Below are 23,902 nucleotides of genomic sequence, written 5' to 3'. Positions count from 1 at the left end.
CAGCGCACGCCCCGCCGCCCCGGCCACGTCGCGAGCCGTCGCCGAACGGCCCCGGTGCGGATCTCAGGCCGGGGCCTGGCCCGCTGCCCGAGTCAGGCGGGCGCCGAGTTCGCGGACGTGGTCCACGAGTGCGGCGGGCTCACGGACCGTGAACTCGTGCCCCGCCATCGCCAGCCGCGCCGCCACCCACGCCAGCGGATCGGCCGTGCTGCCGCGCAGTTCGCAGCGGGAGTCGTCGAGCGGTGCGGGCGTGCCCAGCCACCCCCGCAGCACGCCCGCGACGACATCGGCGGGCGCGTCGAACGTGACGGCGATCTCGTAGGTCTCCTGGCGGCGGCGGATCGACTGGCGCAGGTACTCCGCCGCGCTTCCCGTCGGCATCTCCCGTGGCGTGAACCGCGCGCCGGTCGCGAAGGGCTCGCTCAGCCGGTCGACGCGGAACGTGCGCCAGTCCTCGCGCCCGAGGTCGTAGGCCACGAGGTACCAGCGCCGGCCGGTGGACACCAGCCGGTACGGCTCCGCCAGGCGCCGCGACTCACTTCCGTCCCCGGCGCGGTAGGCGAACCGCAGCCGTTCCCGGCCCGCCACCGCCGACGCCAGCACGATCAGCGTCTCCGGCGCGATCGACGGCCCGTCGCCGCTGGTCAGGGCCGTGGTCGCGGTCTGCAGGGTCGCCACCCGGTGCCGTAGCCGGCTCGGCAGCACCTGTTCCAGCTTGGCCAGCGCCCGTACGGACGCCTCGTCCACGCCCTCCAGTGCGTGCCCCGCGCCGGCCCGCAGGCCCACCGCGATCGCCACCGCCTCCTCGTCGTCGAGGACGAGGGGCGGCATGGCCTTGCCCGCGACCAGCCGGTAGCCGCCGTCCGCGCCCTTGGAGGCCTGCACGGGATAGCCGAGCTCCCGCAGCCGGTCGACGTCCCGCCGCACCGTGCGCCGTGAGACGCCGAGCCGGTCCGCGAGCTCGCCGCCGGGCCATTCGCGGGGCGTCTGCAGAAGGGAGAGCAACTGAAGGAGCCGAGCCGGAGTGTCCGTCGTCATGCCCCGAGGATGCCGCAGAAGTAGGACATAATCTGACCTAATGCGGACCTAGCTTGACGGCATGACCTCCACCGAGACCTCTCTGCCCGGGCCCCGGACCGCCGTGCCGCCCCTGTCCGACCGCCGCCGCTGGTTCGCCCTCGCCATCGTGATGACCGCCGCCTTCATGGACCTGGTCGACGTCACGATCGTGAACATCGCGATCCCGTCGATCCAGCGCGACGAGGGCGCCTCCTTCAGCCAGATCCAGTGGATCACCGCGGGCTACGCGCTCGCCTTCGCCGCGGGCCTGATCACCGGCGGACGCCTCGGCGACATCCACGGCCGCAAGCGCGTCTTCCTCCTCGGCATCGGCGGCTTCACCGTCGCCTCCGCGCTGTGCGGGCTCGCCGCGAACCCGGAGATGCTGGTCGCCTCCCGCATCCTGCAGGGCGCGATGGCGGCGCTGATGGTGCCGCAGGTCCTCGCGATCGTGCACGCCACCTTCCCGGCGCACGAACGCGGCAAGGTCTTCGGTCTGTTCGGCGCCGTCGTCGGGCTCGGCGCGGTCTCCGGACCGCTGCTCGGCGCCCTGCTGACCGAGGGCGACCTCTTCGGCCTCGCATGGCGTCCGATCTTCCTGATCAACCTCCCGGTCGGTGTCGCCGGCCTGATCCTGGGCCGCCGCTTCATCACCGAGTCCCGGGCGCCGCACGCGCTCAAGCTGGACGTGGTCGGAGTCGTCCTGGTGACGCTGGGCCTGCTGATGCTGCTCTACCCGCTGACCCGCGGCCGCGAGCTGGGCTGGCCGTTGTGGGGGTACGTCTCGATGGGCGGCGCGCTGGTCGTGTTCGGGGCGCTGGTGGCGTACGAGCGGCGCAAGGCCGCGCGGGACGGGTCGCCGCTGATCGAACTGTCGCTGTTCAAGGTCAAGAGCTTCGCCGCGGGTATCGCCGTGCAGACCGTCTTCGGCATCGGTCTCGGGGTCTTCTTCCTGGTCTGGACGCTGTACATGCAGATAGGGCTCGGCTGGAGCGCGCTGCGGGCCGGGCTGACCGGGGTGCCGTTCTCGCTCGCGGTCTCGGTCGCGGCCGGGGTGTCGGTGCAGAAGCTGGTGCCGCGCTTCGGGCGGGGCGTGCTCCAGGCAGGCGCGCTGGTGATGGCGGCCGGGCTCGGCCTGTACATCTGGGAGTCCGAGCGGTACGGCCTCGGCATCGCCTCCTGGCAGATGGCCCTGCCGCTGGTCGTCATGGGTGCGGGCATGGGCCTGATCGTCGCCCCCCTGACCGACGCGATCCTCTCCGAGGTGCCGCGTGAGCACGCCGGTTCGGCGTCCGGCCTGATCAGCACGGTGCAGCAGATGGGTAACGCGCTCGGCCTGGGCCTCGTGTCCGTGGTCTTCTTCGGCGTGGTCGACGACCGGCTGGCGCAGGCAGGCCGGCCGGGTCCGGCGTTCGTGGACGGCTTCCAGAACGCGGTGGGCTGGGTCGTCGGCGTGATGGTGGTGATCTTCCTGCTGATGTTCGCCTTGCCGAGGCGGCCCGCACAGCACGTGGAGGGTGCTGGGGACGAGCCGGTCGCGGTGGTGGCCAAGGAGGCGGAGCTGGTGCACTGACCCGACGGCGTGCACAGGGCCCGGCACCTCGGTGCCGGGCCCTCGTGGAGCGGGTGGAAGGCCCGCAAGCGCGTGGAGGCCCGCAAGCGCGTGGAGGCCCGCAAGTGCGTGGAGGTCCGCCAGTCCGCCAGCCCGTCCGGCCGTCAGTCCGCGAGTCCGTTCATGTCCGGTTGAAGTCCGTACCTGTTTACTTCGCCGATGTTCGGACGTAGTCTCGGCCTGAAACCACACGTTCGGGCATAGGTCGGAGGCGAACGGGCATGTACGCACCGGAGCGGCAGCAGGAGATCCTCCGGCTCGCCCGCGACGGCGGCCGGGTGGACGTCGTGTCGCTCGCCGAGGAGTTCCAGGTCACGGCGGAGACGATCCGCCGCGATCTGAAGGCCCTCGACCGCGCCGGCCTCGTCCGCCGCGTGCACGGCGGCGCCATCCCCGTCGGCCGACTCGACTTCGAGCCGGACCTCGCGGAGCGCGAGTCCACGGCCGCCGACGAGAAGGACCGCATCGCCAGGGCGGCCCTCGCCGAACTGCCCGCCGAGGGCACGGTGATCCTCGACGCCGGCACGACGGTGGCCCGCCTCGCCGCCGCCATCCCGCTGGAGACCTCGCTCACCGTCGTCACGCACAGCCTGCCGATCGCGGCCCGTCTCGCCGACCACCCCGGCATCCAGCTCCACCTCGTCGGCGGACGCGTCCGGCACCGCACCCGTGCCGCCGTGGACGCCTGGGCGCTGCGGGCCTACGGCGAGATCCGGGCCGACGTCTCCTTCGTCGCGGCCAACGGCTTCTCCGCCGAACACGGCCTGACCACGCCCGACCTCGCCGAGGCCGCCGTCAAGCGCGCCGCCCTCGCCGCCGCCCGCCGTGTGGTGCTGCTCGCCGACTCCTCCAAGCACGGCCAGGAGCACTTCGCGCGCTTCGGCGACCTCGCGGACGTGGACCTGCTGATCACGGACGCCGAGCTGAGCCCCGAGGACGCCACCGCCATCGAGGGCGACGGCACGGAGGTGGTGCGCGCATGATCCTCACCGTCACCCCCAACCCGTCCCTCGACCGCACCTACGAGGTCCCGGCGCTGGAGCGCGGCGAGGTCATCCGCGCGTCCGGCGAGCGCATGGACCCCGGCGGCAAGGGCGTCAACGTCTCGCGCGCCGTCGCGGCCGCCGGCCGGCGCACGGTGGCGGTACTGCCGCTGGGCGGCGCGCCGGGCGCGGTGGTCGCCGAGCTGCTCGACGCGCAGGGCATCGAGGTCGCACCGGTCCCGGTCGCGGGCGCCACCCGCTCGAACATCGCCCTCGCGGAGGCGGACGGCGTCCTCACCAAGATCAACGCGCCTGGCCCCGAACTGTCCGGGCCGGAGCGGGAACTGCTCTTCGCGACGGTGCGCGCCCAGGCCCGGGACGCCGACTGGATCGCCTGCTGCGGCAGCCTGCCACGCGGGCTCGCGCCCTCCTGGTACGCCGAACTGGTCGCCCGTGCGCACGCCGGGGGCGCCCGGATCGCGCTGGACACGTCGGGGCCCGCCCTGCTGGAGGCGCTGCGGGAGCGGCCCGACGTCGTGAAGCCGAACGCCGAGGAGCTCGCGCAGGCCGTCGGCCGGCCGCTGGCGACGGTGGGCGACGCGGTGAAGGCGGCCGAGGAGCTGCGCGAACGGGGCGCGCGCGCCGTGCTGGCGAGCCTCGGCGCCGACGGTCAGCTCCTGGTGGACGACGCCGGCGTCTGGTTCGGCAGCGCCCGCGTCGACGTCGTGCGCTCCAACGTGGGCGCCGGTGACGCCTCGCTCGCCGGCTTCCTGATCGCCGGCGGCAGCGGCCCGGAGGGCCTCGCCTCCGCCGTCGCGCACGGCGCGGCCGCCGTACAGCTGCCCGGCAGCGTGATGCCGACGCCGGGCGACCTGGACCCGGCCGCGGTCACTGTCACCTCGGACGTACCGGTCGACCGCGAGCTGAGGGAGCCGGTGTCATGAACGCACGTACGCCGCCCCGCCCGACGCCCACGGCACCACCCGCCGCACCACCCGGCGCGCGCCGGGCCTCCCCGCCTTCCGCCGCTGCCACCGCCCCCGCGCGGCTCGCGGCGATCTCCGCACCCGCGCTGCGCACCCTCCCCGGCCCCATCCCCCTCGCCACCCCCCTTTCCCCCACCCGTCCCCTCCCCCTCCCGGTCCCCACCCCCGCCCACCGCATCTCCCGGGCGATACGCGTGCGAAGGAGCCCGCGATGAGCGACATGATCACCGCGGACCTGGTCGATCTCGACCTGTCCGCCGACACCAAGGAAGCGGCGGCACGTGCCCTCGCCGAGCGCATGGTGGCCCTGGGCCGGGTGACCGACCTGGACGGGTTCCTCGCCGACGTGGCCGCCCGCGAGGCGCAGATGCCGACCGGCCTCGACGGCGGCATCGGCATCCCGCACTGCCGCAGCGAGCACGTCACCGAGCCGACGCTCGCCTTCGGACGCAGCGCGGCCGGGATCGACTTCGGTGCCGCGGACGGCCCCGCCGACCTGGTCTTCCTGATCGCCGCGCCCGCCGGTGCCGACGACGCCCACCTCACGATCCTGTCCTCGCTCGCCCGCCAGTTGATGAACGCCGAGTTCACGGACGCGCTGCGGGCGGCCGGCGACCCGGCGGCCGCGGCGGCGCTGATCCGCGGCGACGAGACACCGGCGGCCGCGACGCCCGGCACGGATGCCGAGGCCGGCTCCGAGGACGCCGTGGCAGCGACCCCCACCGACATCGGCCCCGGCACGGACGAAGGCTCCGGTGGTCCGGCCGTGCGGCCTCCGTTCCGTATCGTCGCCGTCACCTCCTGCCCCACCGGTATCGCCCACACCTACATGGCCGCCGAGTCGCTGGAGAACGCCGGCCACGCGGCGGGAGTCGAGGTCGTCGTCGAGACGCAGGGCTCGGCCGGCTTCACCCGGCTGGACCCGGCGGTCATCGCCGCCGCGGACGGCGTGATCTTCGCGCACGACCTGCCGGTACGCGAGAAGGACCGCTTCGCCGGAAAGCCCACCGTCGACGTCGGGGTGAAGGCGGGCATCAACCGCGCCGCCGAGCTGATCACCGAGGTGCGCGGCAAGGCGGAGCGCGGCGAGGTCACCGCGGCCGCCAGGCCCGGCGGCACCCCCGTCGAGCGCGCCGGTGAGCCCGGCGAGGGCTACGGCACCAAGCTCCGCAAGTGGCTGATGTCCGGCGTGAGTTACATGGTCCCGTTCGTCGCCGCGGGCGGTCTGCTCATCGCCCTCGGGTTCGCCATCGGCGGCTACCGGATCAACGAGGCCCAGTCCGTCACCGAGCACTTCGACTGGAGCCAGATGGACAGTTGGGGCGCCCTGCTGTTCCAGATCGGTGGCGCGGCCTTCGGCTTCCTCGTCCCGGTCCTCGCCGGCTACATCGCCTACGGCATGGCCGACCGCCCCGGACTCGTGCCCGGCTTCGTCGGCGGAGCCATCTCCGTGACGATCGGCGCGGGCTTCCTCGGCGGCCTGGTCGCCGGACTCATCGCCGGTGGCGTGGTCCTCGCCATCCAGCGCGTCAGCATCCCGGCACCGCTGCGCGGCATCATGCCCGTGGTGGTGATCCCGCTGCTCTCCTCGGCGGTCGTCGGGTTCCTGATGTTCGTGGTCATCGGCAAGCCCATCGCGGAGGCCCAGAAGGCCCTCACCGACTGGCTGAACGGCCTGTCCGGGGCCAACGCCGTCCTCCTCGGCGTGCTGCTCGGCCTGATGATGTGCTTCGACCTCGGCGGCCCGGTGAACAAGGTCGCCTACACCTTCGCGACGGCCGGCATCTCCGTCGCGGCCCCCAGCGACTCCGCGATGAAGATCATGGCCGCGGTGATGGCGGCGGGCATGGTCCCGCCGCTGGGCCTGGCCCTGGCCACCACCGTCCGCCGGAAGCTGTTCACCGACGCCGAACGCGAGAACGGAAAGGCCGCCTGGGTGCTCGGCGCCTCCTTCATCTCGGAGGGCGCGATCCCGTTCGCGGCCGCCGACCCGCTGCGCGTCATCCCCTCCGCCATGGCGGGCGGCGCGGTCACCGGCGCCCTGGCGATGTCGTTCGGCTCGACCCTGCGCGCCCCGCACGGCGGCATCTGGGTCACCTTCCTGATCGGCAAGCCGCTGCTGTACCTGCTGGCGATCGCCGCCGGTACGGCGGTCACGGCGGGCCTGGTCATCCTGCTGAAGGGCCTGCGCAAGCCGTCTCCCGGCACCCGGGACGCCGAGCCGGTGGCGATACCGGCCGAGGCCAAGCAGCCGGTGGCGGCGGCCTGACCCGGGGACTTGCCCGGGGGACGTAAGGGGGCGGGCCGCCCTTCAGGACAGCTGGGCGGCCCTGCGCTCCATGGCCTCCCGGGCCGCGTCCTCCGTCGTGTACACCTCGCACATGTGCCGGCCGTCGGGCGTCGCCGTGTGCTCGACCTCCCACAGCGAGACCTCCTGCCCGTCGCACAGCAGGAACGCGTGCTCGTACAGCGAGAAGCCGAGACCGGCGCGTCCCGCGCGGCAGGGCCGCCCGAAGGCCTGCGTGATCTGGTGGGCGCACGCCGTGGCGAGCAGCTCGGCCGCCTCGCCGCCCGGCCGGTCCGGGTTCTCCGCGCGGCGCAGCAGCCGGCGGGCGTGATCCGCAGAGTCGTCCGGCACGTACGCGTGCCGCGGTGTGGGGATCGACGACAGGTCCACCGGCACCGGCAGCTCGAAGTCCGGCGCCTCCGTGGGCAGCGGGAGCCGGGCGCCCGCGGCGTGCAGCTCCTCCGCGTCGACGTACACCTCATGCTGCGGGGCGCCGCCCGGCGCGGTGTTGTGGACGAGCTCCCACAGGGTGAGCGCCGAGCCGTCGGCGAGCAGCCAGGTGTGCCGGTACGTCTCCTGGTGCAGTCCGGCGCTGTGGTGCGCGGAGTGCAGCGAACTGTCGTGCGCCAGCGCGCTGTCCAGCCGCCCGATCGTCTCGTCGGGCAGCTCGAACGAGTTCAGAGCGCGTCCGAGCAGTCGCGCGAGGTGCTCCTCCGGAGACTCGGGCGAGTCGGGTGGTTCGTACGCTGCCGTCTCGTACGGAACGCTCAAGGTTTCTCCCGGCGTTGCTGCATGTCACCTTGTGGGTGCATACCGTAGCCCCTCGGTCGGACATCATGTCCGGGAACCGAGAAAACGTACGCCGGAAAAACGGCCGGGTCGCGCGAGAAGTTCCCACGCGACCCGACATCCCGTCAAAATCCGCTGGTGAAACGGCCGTCGTACGGCTCCGGCCCCTCCGGCGCCCCGCTGCGTTCCCGGCGTCCCGCCGTCGTCAGCCGGTGCTCCCCGCGGTCCACTCGCTCCACGGCATGTTCCAGCCGTTGAGGCCGTTGTCCGGCGCCACCGTGGAGTCGGCGGAGTTCTTCACGATCACGACGTCTCCGAGGGCGGAGTTGTCGTAGAACCACTTGGCCGGGGTGTCGCCCTGCCCACCCTGCACGTCCTGGAGCCCGACGCAGCCGTGGCTGGAGCCGTAGCGGCCGAAGGGCGGGTCGGACGGCTTGTACCAGTAGTTGCCGTGGATGAACGTGCCGGACGTGGTCAGCCGCATCGCGTGCGGCACGTCCGGGATGTCGTAGGCGTCGGCGAGGTCGACCGTACGGCTGTCCATCCGCGTCTCCGCGAGCTTCTCGGAGATCACCATCTGCCCGTTGTAGGTGGTGAACTCGGGGCTGCCTGCCGAGATCGGGATCGTCCGCAGCGTCCGGCCGTCGCGCACCACCGTCATCGTCTGCGTCGCCGCGTCCACCGTCGAGACCTGGGAGCGGCCGATCGTGAAGGTGACCGTCTTCTTCTGCACCCCGTGGATGCCGTTGGCGCCCTCCACCCCGTCCAGGTCGATCTTCATCGTCACCTTGGAGCCGGCCTTCCAGTACTCCTGCGGCCGGAAGTCGAGCCGCTGCTCCCCGAACCAGTGACCGACCACCTTCTGCCCACTGCTCGACGTGACCGTGATGTGGGACTGCACGGCCTTCTTGTCGCTGATCGCCTTGTCGAAGCGGAACGACACCGGCATGCCGACGCCGACCGTCGTGCCGTCGTCCGGGGTGTACGTCCCGATGAAGCTGGCCTCCGGTGTCACCGTCGTGAACGTGGAGTCGGCGGCGACCGACCTGCCGTCCGCGCCCTCGGCGGTGGCGGCTATCTCGTACTTCGTGCCCCGCTCCAGCTGCTCCTTCGGCTTCCAGCTGCCCCCGTCCGCGGAGAGGGTCCCCGGCACGGCCTGGTCGCTGTCGGCCACGGTCATCCGCACCTCGGTCAGCTTGCCCCCGCTGACCTTCACGCCGGTCGCGTTGATGGACGCGCCGGTCGAACCGTCCTTCGCCGAGATGACGATCCGTGCCGCCGGGTTCTTCGCCCCGCCGTCCTCCTTGCCGTCGTCGCCGGCCCTGGCGCTGCCCGTGCAGGCGGTGAGGGCGAGCGCGCCGACCACCAGGGAGGCGCTGGCCACCAACGTGCGCCGCATTGCTATGTCCGGCGTTGTCACGAGCTGCTCCAGGTTCGTGTGAAGTGGGTGATCCGCTCCGATGCGTGGAGAAAGAGGGGACCGGGGGCCTGTCGGGTTCCCTCCACCCTGAAGAAGCGTCATCCGGTGACAGAACCGGGACAATCCCAGCGCACCCAGCCGCGCGGACCGCTCAACTGCTCCCGTACAGCTGCGAGTAGGAGGGCCAGCTCCCGCCCCGTGTCTGCACCGGCCCGGCCGCCCGCACCGCCCGCACGATCGCGCGGGTCACCATGTCCGCGCCCGCCGCCAGGATCTCGTTCAGCGCCAGCGGCTGTCCGGCCTCCAGCCGCCGCGCCCCGGTCGCCAGCGCGAAGACGGTGTCGCCGTCGTGCAGCAGGTGCACCGGCCGCACCGCGCGCGCGATCCCGTCGTGCGCCGTCCCCGCCAGCTTCTGCGCCTGTGCCTTCGACAGGTCCGCGTCCGTGGCGACGACCGCGAGGGTGGTGTTGAGTGGGGGCGGCGCGTTGTGCGCGGCACTCTCGGCGAGCCGTGCGCGGGCCGCCTCGTGCACCCGCTCCGGCGGATACGTCACCCGCCCCTGGAACAACTCCCCGTACAGCACCCCCGTCTCCGGATCCGTCACCGAACCGGCCGCGTTGGCCACCACCAGCGCGGCCACCGTGATCCCCGAGTCGAGGACGACGCTCGCGCTGCCGATCCCGCCCTTCATCACCCCGGCCACGGCACCCGTACCCGCGCCCACGGAGCCCTCCGGCACCGGCGCGCCGATCCCGCTCGCCGCGGCCGCCTCGACGGCCGCCCGTCCCAGGGCGGCGTCCGGCCTGGCCCGGAAGTCACCGCCCCGCCCCAGGTCGAACACGCACGCCGCGGGCACCACCGGAACGACGTGCGACGGTTGCGGACCGACGCGCACTCCGCGCCCCCGCTCCTCCAGCCAGGCCATCACCCCGGACGCCGAGTCGAGCCCGTAGGCGCTGCCGCCGGTCAGGACGACCGCCTCGGCCCTCTGCACCACGTTGCGCGGGTCGAGCGCGTCGGTCTCCTTGGTGCCGGGGCCACCGCCGCGCACGTCCACCGCGGCGGTGGCCCCGCCCTCGGGGGCGAGGACGACGGTGGTGCCGGTGAGCCAGCCGTCGCCGGTGCGCGTCGCATGGCCCACCCGCAGGCCGGTCACGTCCGTCAGAGCATCAACTGTCATGGGGACCAGTCTCCTGCCCCCGGCGGGCCTCTCCCCGGCGCCCGCTGGCGGGCCTCTCCCGGCGCTCGTCGGGGGGCCTCTCCCGGCGCCCGTCGCCGGACAGGTCAGGCGGCCGGCGTGCCCGTCCGCGCCTCGCGCGTCCGGGCGGCCCGGTGGGCCGACAGGATCTCCCCGACCGCCACGGACAGCGCCGCCACGACCCCGGCGGCCAGGACCGCCCAGTCGCCCAGGAAGGAGCAGAAGATCACCAGCAACGCGGTCGTCGGCAGCACGAGTTGCTGGGCGATGCCCACCTTGAAGTGGCCCGCGTGCAGTGCCCAGACCGTGAGCAGGAACAGCGCGGTCGGCAGCGTCACCGCGGCCGATGCGGACAGCGTGGAGATGTGCGCCTTGCCGACCGCCTGCTCGACCGCCACCTCCAGGCCCGCGCCGATCGCGGCCGCCGAGGCGAAGATCAGGTAGTGGCCGTAGCCCCAGACGAAGGACTGCCGGTTGGACCGCAGCCGCCCGTGGACCGGCGCCACGAAGTAGATCCACCAGGCGGAGAAGACGATCAGCAGTCCGCCCGCCGCGATCGGCAGCAGTTCGCCCAGCCTGCCGCTCTCGTCCGAGCCCGTCTTCACGGCGATCGTGGCCGCTGCGATCGACTCGCCGAGCACGATGATCGTGAACAGCCCGTACCGCTCGGCGATGTGGTGCGGATGCCATGTGGTCGGCTGGGAGCGCTCGGCGTAGAGCGGCACGCACAGCTCGATGATCACCATCACCAGATACAGCCGGGGCAGGTAGGCGTTCGGCAGGAGTGCGAGGCCCAGCCAGCCGATCTGGCAGAGCAGCACACCACCGGCGTACCGCAGCGCCGTGGTGCGCTCCGCGCCCCGAGCGGATCTCGCGGCCCGCAGCCACTGCGCGGACATGGCCACCCGCATCACGACGTAGCCGAGCCAGACCAGGGAGAAGTCGTGGTTGTCGAAGGCCCGCGGGATCCCGGCGGCGAGCAGCAGGACGCCCGCGATCTGCACCAGGGTGACCGCGCGGTACAGCGCGTCGTCGTTGTCGTAGGCCGAGGCGAACCAGGTGAAGTTCATCCAGGCCCACCAGATGGCGAAGAACACCATCGCGTAGTTCATGATGCCCTCGCCGGCGTGCCCCTCGGCGACGGAGTGCACCAACTCCATTCCGGCCTGCGCCACCGCCACGACGAAACACAGGTCGAAGAAGAGCTCCAGGGGGGTGGCGACGCGATGCGCCTCGTCGCGACCGCGGGCGATCAGCCGGCGCAGCGGCCTCCGAGGGGCCGGCGCGCCGGACGAGGCGGGCGACGGAGTCGGACTGGACGTCATGAGTCCAAGGACAGCAGATACCGGCCCGAAAATCTCCGCGAAGCCGGGCGAACCGGGCGCCCCGGTGTCGGACGTCCACCGCCCCGTACCCTGGAGGCATGAGTGCCTCCCCCGCCCCCGAGCCCCGTGCGCCCAAGGCCGCGCTGATCTTCGACGATCCACTGGACGAGCAGTCCTCGGACGACACGGATCGCGGGTGGGGCGACCGGCCGCGCGGCGGGGGCGGCGACGCGGCCGAGGACCTCAGGCGGTTCCTGGACGAGAAGCCGCCCCACCACCTCTGAGCCGCCCGCGGGACCCCGGCGGCGCGGCCGACCACCCCCGCCACCGCTCGGTGCACCCCCGTCATCGCTCGGTGTGCCCCAGCTACCGCTCGGTGTGCCCCCGCTAGCGCTCGGTGTGCCCCGGCCCGCGCTGCGCGGCCTGCGCCACCAGCGTGTCGCGGATCTCCTTGAGCACCTCCAGCTCGGACACCTCGATGATCTCGTGCGTGCCCTCCCGCGCCTTCCTGCGCGCCTCCTGCCGGGCCAGGTACTTCGCCATCGGCAGCACCATCAGGAAGTAGACCACCGCCGCCGTGATCACGAAGCTCAGCGCCGCCCCGAGGACGGTGCCCCAGAGGATCATGACCCCGCCGGTGACGGGTCCGTCCGCCGCCACCTTGCACGGTCCCTTGAGACAGGAGCTGTAGCTGTCGAGGTTCTTGGTGCCGATCGCTCCGACCAGCGGGTTGATGACACCCTTCACCACCGCGTTGACGATGTTGGTGAAGGCGGCGCCGATGACCACCGCGACCGCCAGGTCGACGACGTTGCCGCGCATCAGGAAGGCCTTGAAGCCCTGCCAGACGCCCGGATCCTTCTGCTCGCTCACCTCGTGGTCTCTCCTCATCACATGGACAGCTTGTGGAACAAACAGTTCCGCAACCTACGGCAGGGCCGGGCGGCCCTGTCCAGTCCGGGCGCCGCGAGGAGGGACTCGACAGCGATTCGCGCACCGCGCGCAAGACGTCGTTCAGCACAGCGTCACCGCCAGCCGGGAGGTGGTGCTCGCGCCCGCCAGCCGCGTCGCGACGGCGCGCGGCACGGACAGGACGATCAGCGCCCCGGCGACGGCGTCGCCGTCCAGCGGATCGGGCACCTCGGTCACCAGCGCGCCGCGCGCGACCACCTCGGCCGCGCCGCCCGGCGCCGCCTCCTCCGCGGCGACCACGTCGATGCGGTCGCCGGGGTGGAGCAGTGCCGCCGTCGCCGCGTCGGCGATCCGCACCGGCGCGGACACCCGCTCGGCGGCCCGGCGTTCCGGCGCCCGGTCCGCCGCCGGGTGTCCGCGGGCCCGGTCGTCCTGCCCCGCGCCGCCCGGGGCCCGGGGGCCGGCGGCCACGAGGGCGGCGGCGACGAGCGCGAGCCCGAAAGCCAGGGCCCGTCGCCGCTGCCGTACGAACCGGCGCAGCCGATACCGGCCGCCGCGCACGCGAACGGGCGCGAAGAGCGGCACCTCGCAGGTCGGGGGAGCGTCCGTGCCGAGCGGGCGAGGAGGCAGCGGACCGGGGGAGGACGCGGAGGGCTGTGCGGGGGCCGGTTCGGAGGACGGGGCAAAGGACACGGGGACCACCACCTGTGACGACGGATCGGTTGCCGCCACGATGACGCTCCGGGCCGCCGCCCGCTCCGGCCCGTGCACGACCGACGCGTTGTGGAAAACTCCCTCACCCGAACGGGAAGTTCCGCGGCGAGCCCCGCCCGCCCCGCCCGCCCCGCCCACCCCGACCGCGCCGCCCGGCCCGAGCCGCCCCGGCCGTGACCGCCCCGGACGGGACGCCGCCGACCCCGCTCACCGCTACGGCAGCGCGAACCCCGGATCCATCCCACCCAGCGCGTTCACGCACAGACAGTCCCGCTCCTCGTTCGCGGGCAGCGCCGCCACGGCGTCGAAGAGCACCCCGCGCAGCCGGTCCACGTTCGCCGCGAACACCCGCAGCACCTCGTCGTGCGAGACGCCCTCCCCGGTCTCGGCGCCCGCGTCGAGGTCGGTGACCAGGTTCATCGAGGTGTAGCAGAGCTCCAGCTCACGGGCGAGCGCCGCCTCGGGATGACCCGTCATGCCCACCACCGACCAGCCCTGCGCCTGGTGCCACAGCGATTCGGCGCGGGTGGAGAACCGGGGCCCCTCGATCACGACGAGCGCACCGCCGTCCACCGGCTCCCAGTCCCGTCCGCGCGCGGCTTTCAGGGCGGCCGAGCGCCCGGCGGGGCAGTAGGGGTCGGCCAAGGACACGTGCACCACGTTCGGCACGGTGCCGTCGGGCAGCGGCAGCCCGTCGAAGTACGTCGACGTCCGGGACTTGGTGCGATCGACGAGCTGGTCGGGGACGAGCAGCGTGCCGGGCCCGTACTCGGGACGCAGCCCGCCCACCGCGCAGGGACCGAGTACCTGGCGCACGCCGACCGACCGCAGGGCCCACAGGTTGGCCCGGTAGTTGATCCGGTGGGGCGGAAGATGGTGGCTTCGGCCGTGCCGGGGCAGGAACGCGACCCGACGGCCGGCGATCTCGCCGAGGAAGAGGGAGTCGCTGGGGGCTCCGTACGGCGTGTCCACCTGGAGCTCGGTCACGTCGTCGAGGAACGAGTAGAAGCCTGAGCCGCCGATTACACCGATCTCTGCGTTCGCCATGACCAGCACAGTAGCCCCCGTGGGCGCGGCGGCAGGAGGTGGTGCCGGAAAGACCGGGGACCCCACCGGCCGTACGGCGGTGGGGTCCCGTGAGTGTGTGCGCGCCTCAGGCGGCGGTGGTGCTGGACGAGCTTCCGGTGCTCGACGCCTTCGAGTCCGAGGACGAGGACGAGGAAGACGACCCGGACGACGAGGACGCCGTGGAGGAGGACGTCGAGGACGACCCCGTCGACGCCGGCGCGCTGCTCGACGAGGAGCCGCGGCTGTCGTTGCGGTAGAAGCCGGAGCCCTTGAAGACGATGCCGACCGCGGAGAACACCTTCTTCAGGCGTCCCTGGCAGTTGGGGCACTCGGTCAGGGCGTCGTCGGTGAACTTCTGCACCGCCTCGAGGCCCTCGCCGCACTCGGTGCACTGGTACTGGTAGGTCGGCACTGTCTTCCTCCTGGCACTCTCACTCGATGAGTGCTAACGACGGTCCATAGTGACGTATTCCTCGGGATCAGTCCACTGTCACCGGCGCGCGGTGACCGACGCCACGTGCGACGGTGCGGCTCCGGGGCCGGGCGTCCAGCCGCGACCGGAGCGCGATCAAGGTCACCAGCGCGAGCGCCGTGCCGCCGAGCGGGACCAGGAATCCGGCGCCGCCCCAGAAGCGGTCCTCCAGTTGTCCGGCGACCGTGACGGCAGCCGCCTGACCGAGCGCCACCGCGCCCGTCAGCCAGGTGAAGGCCTCGGTGCGGGCCCCCGCCGGGACCAGGCTCTCGACCAGGGTGTAGCCGGTGATCAGGGCGGGCGCGATGCACATGCCGACGAGCAGGCCGAGCGCGGCGAGCAGCGGCACGGACTGTGCCGCCCACAGGCCGGCGGCGGCCAGCGCGAGCGCGCCGTAGCCGACGACCAGGCGGCGCTGCGGGGCCGCCCTCCAGGCGATGGCGCCGCACACGATGCCGGCGAGCATGTTGCCCGCCGCGAAGGTCCCGTACAGCACGCCGTTCAGGCCGGGCCGGCCGATCGACTCGCTGAACGCGGCCAGCGACACCTGCATGCCTCCGAAGACGGAGCCGATGCCGAGGAACGCCACGGCCAGCACCCGCACCCCGGGGACGCGCAGCGCCGAGCCGTGCTCCACGCGCGCGTGCCCCTTGCCGCCGACCGTCGGCTGGGTGCTCTTCTGCGCGGCGAACAGCAGGCCGCCCACCAGGGTCAGCGCGGCCTCCGTCACCAGCCCGGCCGCCGGGTCGACGGCGGTGCACAGGGCGGTGGCCAGCAGCGGGCCCACCACGAAGGTCAGCTCGTCCGTGACGGACTCGAAGGCCGCGGCGGTGGTCATCAGGGGGGAGCCCTGGAGCTTCACGCCCCAGCGGGCGCGCACCATGGGGCCGATCTGCGGGACCGAGGCGCCGGTGGGGACGGCCGCCGCGAACAGCGCCCACAGGGGGGCGTCCGCGAGGGCGAGCGCCGTCAGGGTGAGGCCGGCCAGGGCGTGCACGAGCACGCCCGGGAGCAGCACCGCGCGCTGTCCGAAACGGTCGGCCAGGCGCCCGGTCCAGGGCGCGAACAGGGCCATGGAGACGCCGGTGACGGCCGCGGCGGCGCCTGCCGCGCCGTACGAGCCGGTGGTGTGCTGCACCAGCAGCACGATGGAGATCGTCAGCATCGCGAACGGCTGGCGCGCCGCGAAGCCGGGGAGCAGGAACGTCCAGGCGCCGCGCGTGCGCAGCAGTTGCCCGTAGCCCGGGCGGGAGGACTTCGACGAGGTGACCGTGGACGCCACGGCCCTTGCCTTTCTGCCGCCTGGTAGCGCGACCCACTTGTGGGGGGCCGGGGCGCCGAGAGCTGTCCTCTTGCGCTGACTGCGGTAGATACCGGCGCGCACTGCGTCGAAGAGCGTTTCCGGCCGCCATACGGTCGCGCCAGCTCTGCGTCAGGCAGAGTTGGTTCGATCTGGGTGACACCTGCATCGTACAGGGGTGGACGGCTGGTGCGCCTGTGAAAGCGAGCACCATCCGCCCCGCCGACCTGCGATTAGCTCGCCCCGTTCGTTCCCAGCCAGCCGGCCAGCTTGCCCCCGCGCCCGACCGCGCGCAGCCGCCGCTCGGCCGCGTCCCGGACCGGGTCCGTGGCCACCACCAGCAGTTCGTCGCCCCGGCGCAGCACGGTGGTCGGCAGCGGCACGAACGACGTGCCCTCCCGGACGACGAGGGTGACCGCGGCCCCGGCCGGGAGCCGCAGCTCGTTGATCTCGACGCCGTGCATCTTCGATCCGCGCGGGATGCTGACGGAGAGCAGGTGCCCGCGCAGCTGTTCCAGGGGAGCGGACTCGATGCCCAGGTCGGCGGCGGCCTCCGAGCCCTCGCGCAGATGCAGGGCGCGCGCCAGCCAGGGCAGTGTCGGCCCCTGGATCAGGGTGTAGACCACGACCAGCACGAAGACGATGTTGAAGATGCGACGGCTGCCGTCGACGCCGGCCACCATGGGGATGGTGGCCAGGATGATGGGCACGGCGCCGCGCAGTCCGGCCCAGGACATGAGCGCCTGTTCCGGCCATGGCACCCGGAACGGCACGAGGCACAGCACGACGCTCAAGGGGCGCGCCACCATGGTGAGCACCAGCCCGATGACGAGGGCGGGCAGGATGTCGTCGCCGAGCTCGTGCGGGGTGACCAGCAGGCCGAGCAGGACGAACATGCCGATCTGGGCGATCCAGCCGAGGCCTTCGGCGAACCCGCGCGTGGCGGGCCAGTGCGGCAGGCGCGCGTTGCCCATCACCATCGAGGCGAGGTAGACGGCGAGGAAGCCGCTGCCGTGCGCCAGGGCGCCGGCCGCGTAGGCGGCGACGGCGATCGCCATCACGGCGATCGGGTACAGGCCGGAGGCGGGCAGGGCCACGTGCCGCAGCCCCCAGGAGCCCAGCCAGCCCACCGCGAGGCCGATGGCGGCGCCGATGGCGAGTTCCAGCAGTATCTTGCCGACCAGCACGTACCAGTGCTCGAACGGTCCGGCCGTGGAGAACGAGACGACCAGGATGACCACGGGGGCGTCGTTGAAGCCGGACTCGGCCTCCAGCGTGCCGGTCACGCGCGGGGGCAGCGGGATCTTGCGCAGTACCGAGAAGACCGCCGCCGCGTCGGTGGAGGAGACCACCGCCCCGATGATGAGCGCCTGCCGCCAGTCCAGTCCGACCAGGTAGTGCGCCGCCGTCGCGGTGACCCCGACGCTCGCCGCGACGCCGACCAGCGCCAGTGCGGTGGCGGCGGGCAGGGCGGGCCTGATCTCCTTCCACTTCGTGCTGAGACCGCCCTCGGACAGGATCACGACCAGGGCCGCGTACCCGATGACCTGGGTCAGGGCGGCGTTGTTGAAGTGGATGTCGCCGATCCCGTCCTGGCCCATGAGCACGCCGATGCCCAGGTACACGAGCAGGCTGGGGAGCCCGCTGCGCGAGGAGATCCGGACCGCGGCCACGGCGACGAGCAGGACGAGCGAGCAGACGAGCAGGAGTTCGTTGAGGTCGTGGATGTTCAGCGGCCGGTTCCTTCCCCTCACGCAGGTACTTCGTTACCTTACCTAACTCTTGACGATTTCTTGACGCTCGCCCGGGCAAGATCGAACGTCAGTCCGCGCTGGTTCCCCACTCCGCGTCAAGGGCCGCCGGGCCCTGCGCCTATGGTTGCTCCAGCACTCCAGTACCGCCTGCCGCTCGCGTTAGGACAGCAAGGACAGCGATGCCCCCCAACACCACCGCCTCAACGGGTCAGCAGCCCGGCAAGTCCGGCAGGAAGAAGGGGCGAAAAGCCCGACTGTTCGTGCTCGTCCTGGTGCTGGCCGTCATCGGCGGCGTCGCCTACGGCGCGTACTGGTCCATCAGCACGGTGCGTGCCTCCTTCCCGCAGACCAAGGGCTCGATCACACTGCAGGGCCTGACCGCACCCGTCGACGTGAAGCGCGACGGCAACGGCATCCCGCAGATCTATGCCTCCTCCGACGACGACCTGTTCATGGCCCAGGGCTATGTCCAGGCCCAGGACCGTTTCTACGAGATGGACGTCCGCCGGCACATGACATCCGGCCGCCTGTCGGAGATGTTCGGCAAGAGCCAGGTCGACAACGACGAGTTCCTGCGCACGCTGGGCTGGCAGCGGACCGCGCAGAAGGAGTACGACACCAAGCTGTCCGACGCCACCAAGAAGTACCTCCAGGCGTACGCCGCCGGGGTCAACGCCTACCTGGAGGGCAAGGACGCCGAGGACATCTCCCTGGAGTACGCCGCGCTCGGCTTCAGCAACGACTACAAGCCCGGGAAGTGGACCCCGGTCGACTCGGTGGCGTGGCTGAAGGCGATGGCCTGGGACCTGCGCGGCAACATGCAGGACGAGATCGACCGCTCCCTGATGACCAGCCGCCTTGGCCCGAAGCAGGTCGAGGACCTGTATCCGCGCTACCCGTACGACCGGAACCGGGTCGTCGTCCAGCAGGGCCGCTACGACGAGGTCTCCGGGACGTTCGACGGCGGCGCGGACGGCACCGCCGAGGAGGGCACGGGCGACGGCGGCGCGGACGGCACGTCGGAAGTCCCCGCGGGCGGCACCGGGACGTCCGCGGACGCCTCGGGGCTGCAGAGCCAGCTCGCGGGCCTCTACGACGAACTGGAGGACCTGCCCGAGGCCGTCGGTGTCAACGGCAACGGCATCGGCTCCAACTCGTGGGTCGTCGGCGGCGAGCACACCATCACCGGCAAGCCGCTGCTCGCCAACGACCCGCACCTGTCGGCGTCGCTGCCGTCCGTCTGGTACCAGATGGGCCTGCACTGCCGCACGGTCTCCGACAAGTGCCGGTACGACGTCTCCGGCTACACCTTCGCGGGCATGCCGGGCGTGATAATCGGTCACAACCAGGACATCTCCTGGGGCATGACCAACTCCGGTGCCGACGTCACCGACCTCTACCTGGAGAAGCTCACCGGGGACGGCTACCTCTACGACGGCAAGGTGAAGCCGTTCACCACGTACGAGGAGACCATCAAGGTCGCCGGCGGCACCCCCAAGAAGATCGTGGTCCGCGAGACCAACAGCGGCCCCCTGCTGTCCGACCGCGACGACGAGCTCGTGAAGGTCGGCCGCAAGGCCACCGTCGACACCGCGGCCCCCGACCGCGGCGACGGCTACGGCATCTCGCTGCGCTGGACCGCGCTGGAGCCGGGCAGGACCATGGACGCCCTGTTCGCGATGAACAAGGCCGCCGACTGGGACGACTTCCGCGCCGCCTCTGCCCTGTTCGAGGTGCCCTCGCAGAACCTCGTCTACGCCGACACCGAGAACCACATCGGCTACACCCTGCCGGGGAAGATCCCCACGCGCGCCAAGGGCCACGACGGCTGGGTCCCGGCGCCCGGCTGGGACTCGCGGTACCGCTGGACCGGGTACGTCGAGCAGGACGAACTGCCCCACGAGTACGACCCGGACCGCGGCTACATCGTCACGGCCAACCAGGCGGTCGTCGGCGAGGACTACCCGTACACGCTGACCACGGACTGGGGCTACGGCACCCGCAGCCAGCGGATCACCGACCTGGTCGAGTCCAAGCTCAAGGGCGGCGGCAAGGTCTCCACCGAGGACATGCGGCAGATGCAGATGGACAGCAGCAGCGAGATCGCCAAGCTGCTCGTCCCGCAACTGCTGAAGATCGACGTCGGGAACAAGGACGTACGCGACGCCCAGAAGCTCCTGGAGGGCTGGGACTACACCCAGGACGCGGACTCGGCGGCCGCCGCCTACTTCAACTCGGTCTGGCGCAACGTCCTCAAGCTCGCGTTCGGCAACAAGCTGCCCAAGGAACTGCGCGTCCAGGGCCAGTGCCTGTGGGTCGAACCGGTCGACACCACCGGCCCGGTGGACGACGACCGGCGGGTGCGCGAGTGCGGACAGCGCGACGCCGACCAGGCCCAGCCGGACGGCGGCGACCGCTGGTTCGAGGTGGTGCGCACCCTCATGGCCGACGAGGACAGCGAGTGGTGGACGACCCCCAAGTCGGGCACCCGCCCCGGCGCCGACGACCGTGACGGCCTGTTCAAGCGCGCCATGATCGACGCCCGCTGGGAGCTGACCGCCAAGCTCGGCAAGGACATCGACAGCTGGAGCTGGGGCCGGCTGCACCGGCTGTTCCTGAAGAACCAGACCATGGGCACCAGCGGCCCCGGCTTCCTGCAGTACGCCCTCAACCGCGGCCCCTGGGAGCTCGGCGGCGGCGAGGCGACGGTCAACGCGACCGGCTGGAACGCCGCGGGCGGCTACGGCGTCGTCTGGGTGCCGTCGATGCGGATGGTGGTCAACCTCGACGACTTCGACAAGTCGAAGTGGATCAACCTCAGCGGCGCCTCCGGGCACGCCTACAACGCCCACTACACCGACCAGACGGGCAAGTGGGCCAAGGGCGAGCTGCTGGACTGGTCGTTCACGAAGCAGGCGGTCGACTCGCACACGGACGACACCCTCGTCCTCAAGCCCTGACCTCCTGACGGCGACGCCAAAAGGGCCCTCCACGCGCGCGTGGAGGGCCCTTTTGGCGTCCGGGCGCCTCAGCTTCCGGGGCGCGAGAAGCGGCGCACCCCCGAGGGCGTCACCACCGCGTGCACGGGCCGGTCGTGCGGCTCGGCGGGGACGCGCGCGAGGACCTCCGCGTCGTACAGCAGCACCACCAGCGCCGGACGGCCGCCCGCGCGCTCCAGCCGCGCCAGGACGCGGTCGTAGGAGCCGCCGCCGCGCCCCAGCCGCATCCCGCGCGCGTCCACCGCCAGTCCCGGCAGCAGCACCGCGTCGGCACCCGTCACCGCGTCCGGGCCGAGGCGCTCGCCGGCGGGCTCCAGGAGCGCCATCCTGCTCCCGTGGCGCACGCGCGTCAGGGCGTCCTCCCCGGCGTAGGCGCCCCAGTCGAGGTCGTTGTCGGGCAGCAGCACCGGAAGCAGGACGCGCACGCCCCGCGCGCGCAGCGCGTCCAGGAGCGCGAGGGTGCCGGGTTCGGCGCCCACGGAGACGTACGCCGCCACCGTGCGCGCGTGCGCCAGCTCCTCCAGTTCGAGCGCGTTCCGCGCCAGCGCGGCCGCCGCATCCTGCACGTCACCTGCGGTCAACCTGTTCCTCACCGCGAGGAGCTCTGCGCGCAATGTGCGCTTGTCAGGCTCGCTCGTGTGTCCGAGGTGACTCATGGGTGACTCCCGTTCCGTAAACAAAGTGCTCATATGAGTGCGTACTGACCGGAGCGGCGGATTCCCCGCAAAGTCACCGGATATGGTGGCGAGCATGACTCAGGCGCAACCACGGATCAGCAAGGCTGTCATTCCCGCAGCAGGCCTCGGCACCCGGTTCCTGCCGGCCACCAAGGCCACTCCCAAGGAGATGCTGCCGGTGGTCGACAAGCCGGCGATCCAGTATGTGGTCGAGGAGGCCGTGGCGGCCGGTCTCGACGACGTCCTCATGATCACCGGCCGCAACAAGCGCCCTCTCGAGGACCACTTCGACCGCAACTACGAGCTCGAGTCGGCCCTGGGGAAGAAGGGTGACGCCGCGCGGCTGGCCAAGGTCCAGGAGTCGAGCGACCTCGCGACCATGCACTACGTCCGCCAGGGCGACCCCAAGGGTCTCGGCCACGCCGTCCTGTGCGCGGCCCCGCACGTCGGCGACGCGCCCTTCGCGGTGCTCCTCGGCGACGACCTCATCGACCCGCGCGACCCCCTCCTGCAGCGCATGATCGAGGTCCAGGAGCAGCACGGCGGCAGCGTGATCGCGCTCATGGAGGTGGCGCCCGAGCAGATCCACCTCTACGGCTGCGCGGCCGTCGAGGCCACCGTCGACGCCGACGTGGTGAAGGTGAGCGACCTGGTCGAGAAGCCGGACGCCGCCGACGCCCCCTCGAACTACGCGATCATCGGCCGCTACGTCCTCGACCCGCGTATCTTCGGCGTCCTGCGCGAGACCGAGCCCGGCCGCGGCGGTGAGATCCAGATCACGGACGCCCTCCAGCAGCTCGCCGCCGACGAGAAGGTGGGCGGCCCGGTGCACGGCGTCGTCTTCAAGGGCCGCCGCTATGACACCGGTGACCGCGGCGACTACCTGCGTGCCATTGTCCGACTCGCGTGCGAACGTGAGGACCTGGGCCCGGACTTCCGGACCTGGCTTCGCAGTTACGTCACCGAGGAGATGTAGCCCCTTGAGCACCGCCGCGCCCCGTGCCACCGGCCAGGACCACCTGTGGTCGGTGGACGAACACCTGGAGGACATCCTCGAGACCGTCCGCCCCCTCGAACCCATCGAGCTGCAACTGCTCGACGCCCAGGGCTGCGTCCTGGTCGAGGACGTCACGGTGCCGGTCTCCCTGCCCCCGTTCGACAACAGCTCCATGGACGGGTACGCGGTACGGGTCGCGGATGTCGCGGGCGCGAGCGAGGAGTTCCCGGCGGTCCTGGAGGTCGTCGGGGACGTCGCCGCGGGCCAGGCGGACCTGTCGAGCGTGGGGCCGGGCCAGGCCGCCCGCATCATGACCGGCGCCCCGCTGCCGCCCGGCGCGGAGACGGTGGTGCCCGTGGAGTGGACCGACGGGGGCCTCGGTGAGGGCCCCGTCAGCGGCATGCGGGCGCGCAGCCTCGGACCCGAGGACGCCTCCGGGCAGGTGCGCGTGCACCGGCCGGCCGCAGCACGCGCGCATGTGCGCGCGAAGGGCAGCGACGTGAAGGCCGGCGACCGTGCCCTGGACGCGGGCACCGTCCTCGGCCCGCCGCAGATCGCGCTGCTGGCCGCGATCGGCCGCGGCACCGTGCGCGTGCGCCCCCGCCCGCGCGTGGTCGTCCTGTCCACCGGCAGTGAGCTGGTCCCGCCCGGCGAGGGCCTGGGCGACGGCCAGATCTACGACTCCAACAGCTTCGCCCTCACCGCGGCCGCCCGCGACGCCGGCGCCATCGCCTACCGGGTGGGCGCCGTCGCCGACGACGTCGAGACGCTGCGCACCACGATCGAGGACCAGCTCGTCCGCGCCGACCTGATGGTCACCACCGGCGGCGTGAGCGTCGGGGCCTACGACGTCGTCAAGGAGGCCCTGTCGCACGTCGGCGACGAGGACGAACCCGGCAGCGGCATCGAGTTCCGCAAGCTCGCGATGCAGCCCGGCAAGCCCCAGGGCTTCGGCTCCATCGGCCCCGACCACACCCCGCTGCTCGCCCTCCCGGGCAACCCGGTGTCGTCGTACGTCTCCTTCGAACTGTTCGTCCGCCCCGCGATCCGGACCCTCATGGGGCTGCCCGAGGTGCACCGCCCGCGGGCCCGGGCGACCCTGACGGCCGACAAGGCCCTCACCTCGCCGAAGGGGCGCCGGCAGTTCCTGCGCGGCAGCTACGCCGACGGCCGGGTGACGCCGGTCGGCGGCGCCGGCTCCCACCTGGTCGCCGCCCTGGCGCACGCCGACGCCCTGATCGTCGTCCCCGAGGACACGGAGTCCGTGGCGCCGGGCGCCGAGGTCGAGGTGGTCCTGCTCGGCTGACCGCCCCGGGTTGGCGGTACCGTGTCGCGCACAACAGGTCCGTG

General features: G+C 72.5%; 20 protein-coding genes. 8 read left to right on the top strand and 12 right to left on the bottom strand.

All coding sequences use genetic code 11. From position 1 onward, the window contains the following. Window positions 1-63: 63 nt before the first annotated feature. Window positions 64-1,038, bottom strand: coding sequence for a helix-turn-helix transcriptional regulator (locus ACIP2X_RS35840; protein ID WP_401681835.1), 975 nt, complete (start codon window positions 1,036-1,038; stop codon window positions 64-66). Window positions 1,039-1,099: 61 nt separating this feature from the next. Between ACIP2X_RS35840 and ACIP2X_RS35835 the strand changes: the two genes are divergently transcribed. From ACIP2X_RS35835 to ACIP2X_RS35820, 4 genes are all read left to right on the top strand, one after another. Then, entirely contained in the window at window positions 1,100-2,632 is a 1,533-nt protein-coding gene (locus ACIP2X_RS35835) for an MFS transporter (protein WP_401681832.1), read from the top strand. Window positions 2,633-2,892: 260 nt separating this feature from the next. Next, the gene (locus ACIP2X_RS35830) at window positions 2,893-3,654 is read left to right on the top strand and encodes a DeoR/GlpR family DNA-binding transcription regulator (protein WP_401681830.1); all 762 of its coding nucleotides are present in this window, start codon (window positions 2,893-2,895) and stop codon (window positions 3,652-3,654) included. After that, window positions 3,651-4,598, top strand: a complete 948-nt coding sequence (gene pfkB / locus ACIP2X_RS35825; protein WP_401681828.1) for a 1-phosphofructokinase — start codon at window positions 3,651-3,653, stop codon at window positions 4,596-4,598. Before ACIP2X_RS35830 ends, pfkB begins: the two co-directional genes overlap by 4 nt. Before the next feature lie 253 nt (window positions 4,599-4,851). Then, window positions 4,852-6,909 (top strand): fructose-specific PTS transporter subunit EIIC, encoded by a 2,058-nt coding sequence (locus ACIP2X_RS35820; protein WP_401681826.1) that lies wholly within the window; start codon window positions 4,852-4,854, stop codon window positions 6,907-6,909. 42 nt (window positions 6,910-6,951) lie between these two features. Here the strand turns inward: ACIP2X_RS35820 and ACIP2X_RS35815 are convergent, their stop codons facing one another. The 4 genes from ACIP2X_RS35815 to ACIP2X_RS35800 all read right to left on the bottom strand — a co-directional run bounded on the left by ACIP2X_RS35815 (window position 6,952) and on the right by ACIP2X_RS35800 (window position 11,659). Beyond that, a complete protein-coding gene (locus tag ACIP2X_RS35815) occupies window positions 6,952-7,698 on the bottom strand; it encodes a DUF6227 family protein (protein ID WP_401681824.1) in 747 nt (248 codons plus the stop codon). Between the two features lie 223 nt (window positions 7,699-7,921). Continuing rightward, window positions 7,922-9,136, bottom strand: a complete 1,215-nt coding sequence (locus ACIP2X_RS35810; protein ID WP_401681821.1) for an Ig-like domain-containing protein — start codon at window positions 9,134-9,136, stop codon at window positions 7,922-7,924. A gap of 151 nt (window positions 9,137-9,287) precedes the next feature. After that, window positions 9,288-10,316, bottom strand: a complete 1,029-nt coding sequence (locus ACIP2X_RS35805) for a P1 family peptidase (protein ID WP_401681818.1) — start codon at window positions 10,314-10,316, stop codon at window positions 9,288-9,290. A 104-nt stretch (window positions 10,317-10,420) separates the two neighbouring features. Next, the gene (locus ACIP2X_RS35800; protein WP_401681815.1) at window positions 10,421-11,659 is read right to left on the bottom strand and encodes a low temperature requirement protein A; all 1,239 of its coding nucleotides are present in this window, start codon (window positions 11,657-11,659) and stop codon (window positions 10,421-10,423) included. A gap of 98 nt (window positions 11,660-11,757) precedes the next feature. On the opposite strand from ACIP2X_RS35800, the gene ACIP2X_RS35795 reads away from it, so the two are divergent. Next, the gene (locus tag ACIP2X_RS35795) at window positions 11,758-11,943 is read left to right on the top strand and encodes a hypothetical protein (RefSeq protein WP_401681813.1); all 186 of its coding nucleotides are present in this window, start codon (window positions 11,758-11,760) and stop codon (window positions 11,941-11,943) included. Window positions 11,944-12,046: 103 nt separating this feature from the next. On the opposite strand, the gene mscL is transcribed toward ACIP2X_RS35795, so the two are convergent. The 6 genes from mscL to ACIP2X_RS35765 form a co-directional block, all read right to left on the bottom strand. Beyond that, on the bottom strand, window positions 12,047-12,532 hold the full coding sequence (gene mscL, locus ACIP2X_RS35790) for a large conductance mechanosensitive channel protein MscL (protein ID WP_401681811.1): 486 nt from the start codon (window positions 12,530-12,532) through the stop codon (window positions 12,047-12,049). A gap of 141 nt (window positions 12,533-12,673) precedes the next feature. Then, complete coding sequence (locus ACIP2X_RS35785) at window positions 12,674-13,264, bottom strand: hypothetical protein (protein ID WP_401681809.1); 591 nt, start codon at window positions 13,262-13,264, stop codon at window positions 12,674-12,676. A 234-nt stretch (window positions 13,265-13,498) separates the two neighbouring features. Beyond that, the gene (locus ACIP2X_RS35780) at window positions 13,499-14,332 is read right to left on the bottom strand and encodes an S-methyl-5'-thioadenosine phosphorylase (protein ID WP_401681806.1); all 834 of its coding nucleotides are present in this window, start codon (window positions 14,330-14,332) and stop codon (window positions 13,499-13,501) included. Between the two features lie 106 nt (window positions 14,333-14,438). Next, the gene (locus ACIP2X_RS35775; RefSeq protein ID WP_401681804.1) at window positions 14,439-14,765 is read right to left on the bottom strand and encodes an FmdB family zinc ribbon protein; all 327 of its coding nucleotides are present in this window, start codon (window positions 14,763-14,765) and stop codon (window positions 14,439-14,441) included. A 67-nt stretch (window positions 14,766-14,832) separates the two neighbouring features. Continuing rightward, window positions 14,833-16,107, bottom strand: coding sequence for an MFS transporter (locus ACIP2X_RS35770; RefSeq protein WP_401681801.1), 1,275 nt, complete (start codon window positions 16,105-16,107; stop codon window positions 14,833-14,835). Between the two features lie 251 nt (window positions 16,108-16,358). Continuing rightward, on the bottom strand, window positions 16,359-17,879 hold the full coding sequence (locus ACIP2X_RS35765; protein WP_401681798.1) for a potassium/proton antiporter: 1,521 nt from the start codon (window positions 17,877-17,879) through the stop codon (window positions 16,359-16,361). 179 nt (window positions 17,880-18,058) lie between these two features. Between ACIP2X_RS35765 and ACIP2X_RS35760 the strand changes: the two genes are divergently transcribed. Beyond that, window positions 18,059-20,839, top strand: a complete 2,781-nt coding sequence (locus ACIP2X_RS35760) for a penicillin acylase family protein (protein WP_401681795.1) — start codon at window positions 18,059-18,061, stop codon at window positions 20,837-20,839. A gap of 68 nt (window positions 20,840-20,907) precedes the next feature. Here the strand turns inward: ACIP2X_RS35760 and ACIP2X_RS35755 are convergent, their stop codons facing one another. After that, the gene (locus ACIP2X_RS35755) at window positions 20,908-21,534 is read right to left on the bottom strand and encodes a 5-formyltetrahydrofolate cyclo-ligase (RefSeq protein ID WP_401681793.1); all 627 of its coding nucleotides are present in this window, start codon (window positions 21,532-21,534) and stop codon (window positions 20,908-20,910) included. 94 nt (window positions 21,535-21,628) lie between these two features. Here ACIP2X_RS35755 and galU point away from each other — a divergent pair, with 94 nt between their 5' ends. Both galU and glp read left to right on the top strand, forming a co-directional pair. Beyond that, window positions 21,629-22,531, top strand: a complete 903-nt coding sequence (galU, locus tag ACIP2X_RS35750; RefSeq protein ID WP_401681790.1) for a UTP--glucose-1-phosphate uridylyltransferase GalU — start codon at window positions 21,629-21,631, stop codon at window positions 22,529-22,531. A gap of 4 nt (window positions 22,532-22,535) precedes the next feature. Then, complete coding sequence (gene glp, locus ACIP2X_RS35745; RefSeq protein ID WP_401681787.1) at window positions 22,536-23,858, top strand: gephyrin-like molybdotransferase Glp; 1,323 nt, start codon at window positions 22,536-22,538, stop codon at window positions 23,856-23,858. Window positions 23,859-23,902 lie beyond the last annotated feature (44 nt).

Source organism: Streptomyces sp. NPDC089424 (assembly GCF_044749345.1).
Taxonomy (GTDB): Bacteria; Actinomycetota; Actinomycetes; order Streptomycetales; family Streptomycetaceae; genus Streptomyces.
Note: the sequence above shows the minus strand (reverse complement) of the source record. Positions and strands in the feature narration are given on the sequence as shown.